Annotated in this window: 6 protein-coding genes; 5 read left to right on the forward strand and 1 reads right to left on the reverse strand. The window is 50.6% G+C overall.

Going from position 1 to position 5,104, the window contains the following annotated elements; translation table 11 throughout:
- Positions 1–377, forward strand: a 377-nt coding sequence (locus tag MVK60_RS00205) for a sulfite exporter TauE/SafE family protein (protein WP_297435231.1), incomplete at its 5' end; no start/stop codon positions are given.
- 150 nt (positions 378–527) lie between these two features.
- On the opposite strand, the gene MVK60_RS00210 is transcribed toward MVK60_RS00205, so the two are convergent.
- Positions 528–1,256 (reverse strand): hypothetical protein, encoded by a 729-nt coding sequence (locus tag MVK60_RS00210; RefSeq protein WP_297435233.1) that lies wholly within the window; start codon positions 1,254–1,256, stop codon positions 528–530.
- 270 nt (positions 1,257–1,526) lie between these two features.
- Between MVK60_RS00210 and MVK60_RS00215 the strand changes: the two genes are divergently transcribed.
- Genes MVK60_RS00215 through rfbD form a run of 4 tightly spaced genes read left to right on the forward strand, consistent with a single transcriptional unit; the run spans position 1,527 to position 5,029 of the window.
- Positions 1,527–2,585 (forward strand): glucose-1-phosphate thymidylyltransferase, encoded by a 1,059-nt coding sequence (locus MVK60_RS00215; protein ID WP_297435243.1) that lies wholly within the window; start codon positions 1,527–1,529, stop codon positions 2,583–2,585.
- A gap of 9 nt (positions 2,586–2,594) precedes the next feature.
- Positions 2,595–3,596, forward strand: a complete 1,002-nt coding sequence (gene rfbB, locus MVK60_RS00220) for a dTDP-glucose 4,6-dehydratase (RefSeq protein WP_297435236.1) — start codon at positions 2,595–2,597, stop codon at positions 3,594–3,596.
- A gap of 2 nt (positions 3,597–3,598) precedes the next feature.
- Positions 3,599–4,156: a dTDP-4-dehydrorhamnose 3,5-epimerase gene (rfbC, locus tag MVK60_RS00225; RefSeq protein WP_297435238.1), complete on the forward strand. Its 558-nt coding sequence runs from the start codon at positions 3,599–3,601 to the stop codon at positions 4,154–4,156.
- A gap of 9 nt (positions 4,157–4,165) precedes the next feature.
- On the forward strand, positions 4,166–5,029 hold the full coding sequence (gene rfbD / locus MVK60_RS00230; protein ID WP_297435241.1) for a dTDP-4-dehydrorhamnose reductase: 864 nt from the start codon (positions 4,166–4,168) through the stop codon (positions 5,027–5,029).
- Positions 5,030–5,104: the final 75 nt, after the last annotated feature.

A 5,104-nucleotide genomic window follows, 5' to 3' on the forward strand; every position in this document is an offset into this window, starting at 1 on the left:
AGCTCAACCTTCCCGTGAGACGCAGATGGGCCTACGTTTATCTGCTCGGCTTCATAGTTGGCCTGACCGTTCAGTTCACCTCGGTCGGGGCAGGGGTTATAGTTAGCTTCACGCTGATGAACGTGGCCAAACTAGACCCGAAGGACGTGGTGGGGGTTACGATAACCTACGGGCTGGTGCTTTCAGCCCTCAGCTTCCTGAACTACGCTGGCATCGACGGGGTTGATTACGGTCTCACCGGAACGCTGATCCTCGGGACGGTTCCGGGCGTTTACCTCGGCACCCATGTGAATCGGATCGCCGATAGAGAGAAGCTTAGAAAGGCCATGAACGTGATAATACTGCTGATCGGACTGTTCACACTGCTGGGCAGGTAAAAGGGCTTGGACGAGGTGAACCACGCATTCATAGGATGACTAGGTCACTCGACAGGAAGAGCCTGAGAGAGTATCCGAGTTGTAACAACAGCCTTTATTCTCGTCGCAGGTTCCTCTTCTGTAATAGGTACATCCCAGAAGCTCTGCCCTTTAAGACTGGAAATGCTCATGCCTAGATAACTCCCTGAGTAATTCCCTGCATCTTTCTAAGTCCTCTTGGAGGCGTTCAATGGTCTCATCCTTTCGCTCCAGCTCTTCTCGCAGGGAGTTTATCATGTCAATGAATTCAACCTCCCTCAGCCTATGCCTCATAACCGCCGCGTAGATTCTCCTGCTTTCAGCAAAACGCATGTAACCCTTCCCCTCGAACTTCATCCCGATGAAGTCGTTTGCAGCGTCAAGGATTGTCTTTGTCTTCTCTAAGTTTCCCTCTTCGAAGTGCTTAACCGCCAGCCGTTTCAACGCCGCTATTATCATGTTTTCCAGATCCTCATTGAATTCCCGAAATCCGTCCAAAAACTGCTTGGATAGAGGTGCATCTTTCTTCATGAACTCCCGAAGGAGGAACTCGAGATATTTCCATCCCTGATTGTTTATCTGGTACATGTACTTGTAACCACAGTTATACTCCCTCCCATTCCGGTTTCTGCACTTTCTTTCGACCTTCCTCCTCCTGAGGAAGCCCATGGTGTAGAGCCTTCTCAGGTCGTTTGAGACCAGCTTTGGCTGAAGGCGCTCTATCCATTTGGGATCATCGGTGAGGTTGAACATGATGAGCGTGAGATCCTCAGATACGGTTTTTGAATCGAACTCATCATCCTCGTACAGCCCGGCGGTCATCAGCAGCAACCACTTGTAATCCACCATAGGTTTGTGCATAATCATCACCTAATCAAGTGATGAACATCAATTTTTTAATATATCCCGGGAAGATTGCTCGAACAGCGAGATTCAGCGTCAAATTTTCACGCTACTTCACACTGGTTGGAAGTTCATACTAAATAAATGATAATATTTTTGTGAGTTACGCACTCTCACTCCCATGAAAATTTTTACAAGTAATATGGCTAGGAGTTCATCTCCTGGCTAGGAAATAAATAACACGACAGGTTTTTATTTTCCGGAATATTACTGGGTGCGGTGAATAACATGAAGGCCCTCATTCTATCGGGAGGTCACGGGGCGAGATTAAGGCCTTTAACGTACTCACAGCAGAAGCAGCTGATTCCGGTTGCGAACAAGCCGGTTCTGTTCTACGCCATCGAGGACGTTATCGAGGCCGGCATCCATGAGATCGGGATTATAGTGGGCCCCAACGCGGAGCAGGTGAAGAAGACGGTTCTGAGCAGGGAATGGGACGCTGAGATAGAGTTCATCCACCAGGGCGAGCCGAAGGGGCTGGCGCATGCCATCCTCGTGGCTAAGGAGTATCTCGGCGATGATGACTTTGTGATGTACCTCGGTGACAATATCCTCAGGGAGGGGATTGTGAGGCACTTAGAGCACTTCAAGAGGGGGGAATTTGATGCAAGCATTTTGCTCTGTGAGGCCCCAAATCCCCAGCAGTTCGGTGTGGCCGAGCTTAACGAGGATGGGAGGACGATCAAGCGCTTAATTGAAAAGCCCAAAGTCCCTCCGAGCAACTTAGCTTTGGTTGGGATTTACTTCTTTAAACCGGTGGTCCATGAGGCCGTTGCGAACATAAAGCCCTCATGGAGAAACGAGCTTGAGATTACGGACGCCATACAGTGGCTCATCGACCACGGCTACCGCGTTGGATGGACGAAGGTCGAACACTGGTGGAAGGACACGGGGAAGCCCGAGGACATTCTGGACGCCAACAGGCTCATTCTGGACGATATTGAGACCGACATCCGGATACACACCAACGCCCGCATCCACGGGAGGGTCGTCATCGGCGAGGGAACTGTGATAGACGAGGATACCGTCATCAAAGGCCCGGTGGTCATCGGGAAGAACGTCAGGATAACGAACTCCTACATAGGCCCCTACACGAGCATCGGCGACAACGTCGTCATTGAGAACACCGAAATAGAGGACTCCATAGTGCTGGAGGGGAGCGAGATAAGGAACGCCGGCAGGATAGTGGAGAGCCTGATAGGGAGGGGGGTTAAGATAATGAACTCCGACAACCATCCCCTCGGAAGGAAGCTCGTTGTGGGGGATAATTCCCAGTTGATCCTGTGAGGTGGTAGAATGAGGCTTCTGGTGACAGGAGGAGCGGGGTTCATAGGGAGCAACTTCATCCGCTATATCCTGGAAAAGCATCCCGATTGGGAGGTCATAAACTTAGACAAGCTCGGCTATGGGTCAAACCTGGCGAATCTGAAGGATATTGAGGATGACGAGAGGTATACGTTCGTTAAGGGGAATATAAATGATTTTGAGCTTGTTTCAAAGCTCATTAAAGAAGTTGATGCAGTGATTAACTTTGCAGCAGAGAGCCATGTGGACAGGAGCATCTCAAACCCCCACGCCTTCATTGAGAGCAACGTTCTTGGTGTGTATACGGTACTTGAAGCGATAAGAAAAGTTAATCCTGAGGTGCGCCTGGTTCACGTCAGCACGGATGAGGTGTATGGCGACATAGAGGAAGGCTCCTTTACCGAGGAGGACAGATTGATGCCTTCCTCTCCCTATTCGGCGAGCAAAGCGGCCGGGGATATGCTGGTTTTGGGGCATGCGAGGACCTACAATTTAAACGCTTCAATAACGAGGTGCACCAACAACTATGGGCCCTACCAGTTCCCCGAGAAGCTCATCCCAAAAACAGTAATAAGGGCAAATATGGGGCTTAAGATTCCCATATACGGCACGGGCCAGAACGTCAGGGACTGGCTCTATGTTGAAGACCACGTGAGGGCAATTGAAGCCGTTCTGGAGAAGGGCGAGAGGAGGGAGGTGTACAACATCTCAGCTGGGGATGAGAAGACAAACCTCGAAGTTGTGAAAACCATCTTAAGGCTCATGGACAAGGACGAGGAGTTAATAGAGTTCGTCGAGGACAGGCCAGGCCACGACCTGCGCTATAGTTTAGACTCTTTGAAGATCAGGGAACAGCTCAGCTGGAGACCGAAGCACAGCTTTGATGAGGGAATCAAGAAGACGGTCGAGTGGTATCTAAACAACGGGTGGTGGTGGAAGCCTTTGATTGACGAGAAGGTTCTCCATCCGACGCCCTGGAAGCTGAGGTGGTAACGATGCCATTTGAGTTCAAACGTTTGGAAATTCCGGATGTGATTTTGATAAAGCCCAGAGTATTTGAGGACGAGCGGGGCTTCTTCATGGAAACCTACAAGAAGTCGGATTTTGAAAAGGCCGGAATAAAGGGGGAGTTCGTCCAGGATAACCACTCACGTTCAAAGTACGGCGTTCTTAGAGGATTGCATTTTCAGAGAGAACCTTACGCACAGGCGAAGATCGTTCGCTGTATCAAGGGGGTCATCTATGATGTGGCCGTGGACTTGAGGAAAAACTCCCCAACTTTTGGGAAATATATTGGTGCTATTCTTTCAGAGTACAACAAACACCAGCTCTACATCCCGCGGGGCTTTGCCCACGGGTTTTTGGTTTTAAGCGACGTTGCAGAGGTGGTTTACAAGGTGGACAACGTCTATGCTCCTGATTATGAAGGGGGATTAATCTGGAATGATCCAGACGTAGGAATTAAGTGGCCCATTGCCGAGCCGGTAGTTTCTGGGAAGGACATGAAGTGGCCGACGCTGAGGGAAGTGGTTGAGAGGGGCTGGGTTTTCTGAGGTGATCCCATGAAGGTCGCAATCATCGGTGCCAACGGCCAGCTCGGAACGGACTTGGTGAGGGTCTTCGGGGAAGACCCGTCTTTTGAGGTCGTTCCCTTAACTCATAGAGATTTAGATGTGACCATACCCGAGACCCTGAATGTTCTGAAGGAGCTCAAGCCAGGGGTAATCATCAACACAGCCGCATACGTTAGGGTGGACGATGCTGAACTTTACCCGGAGAAGGCTTTCACGGTCAATGCCATCGGCGCGCTGAACGTTGCCAGGGTTGCCGGTGAAATTGATGCCATCAACGTCTACATCAGCACGGATTACGTCTTCGACGGCGAGAAAGCTGAGCCTTACACAGAGGACGACGTTCCGAACCCGATAAACGTCTACGGGGCGAGCAAACTGGCCGGGGAGATTTTCACGCGGAATTATTCCCGGAAGCACTACATCATCCGGGTCGCGAGCCTCTACGGGAAGGCCGGAGCGAGCGGGAAGGGAGGGAACTTCATTGAATGGGTGATTGAGACGGCAGGAAGGGGGGAAGAGTTGAGGATTGTCGACGACCAGTTCATGAGCCCGACCTATACGATGGACGTTGCCAAGACTCTAAAGGAGTTTTTGAAAATCCGGCCGGAGTCTGGCACCTATCACATGGTGAACGAGGGGTGCTGCTCGTGGTACGAGTTCACCAAAGCCATTTTTGATATCCTTGGCTGGGACATTGAGGTGAAGCCGATAAAGTCGAGCGAGCTGAACAGACTGGCGAGGAGGCCGGGGTTTTCGGCGTTGAGGAATGAGAAGCTGGAGGGAATTGGTTTGAGAATGAGGCCCTGGAAAAAAGCTTTGCAGGATTATTTGAAGGAGAAGGGACATGTTTGACTGTTCAACTTTGATACAATATACTTGAGAAAACTTTGGCCTTTCGGGTGAAAGTATGAGCGATGCGACTCAGGC

This window comes from Thermococcus sp., from assembly GCF_026988555.1.
Taxonomy (GTDB): domain Archaea; phylum Methanobacteriota_B; class Thermococci; order Thermococcales; family Thermococcaceae; genus Thermococcus.

Coding starts and splice junctions, on each gene's coding strand:
- MVK60_RS00210 (WP_297435233.1), bottom strand. CDS start 1,256: ATGCACAAACCTATGGTGGATTACAAGTGGTTGCTGCTGATGACCGCC.
- MVK60_RS00215 (WP_297435243.1), top strand. CDS start 1,527: ATGAAGGCCCTCATTCTATCGGGAGGTCACGGGGCGAGATTAAGGCCT.
- rfbB (WP_297435236.1), top strand. CDS start 2,595: ATGAGGCTTCTGGTGACAGGAGGAGCGGGGTTCATAGGGAGCAACTTC.
- rfbC (WP_297435238.1), top strand. CDS start 3,599: ATGCCATTTGAGTTCAAACGTTTGGAAATTCCGGATGTGATTTTGATA.
- rfbD (WP_297435241.1), top strand. CDS start 4,166: ATGAAGGTCGCAATCATCGGTGCCAACGGCCAGCTCGGAACGGACTTG.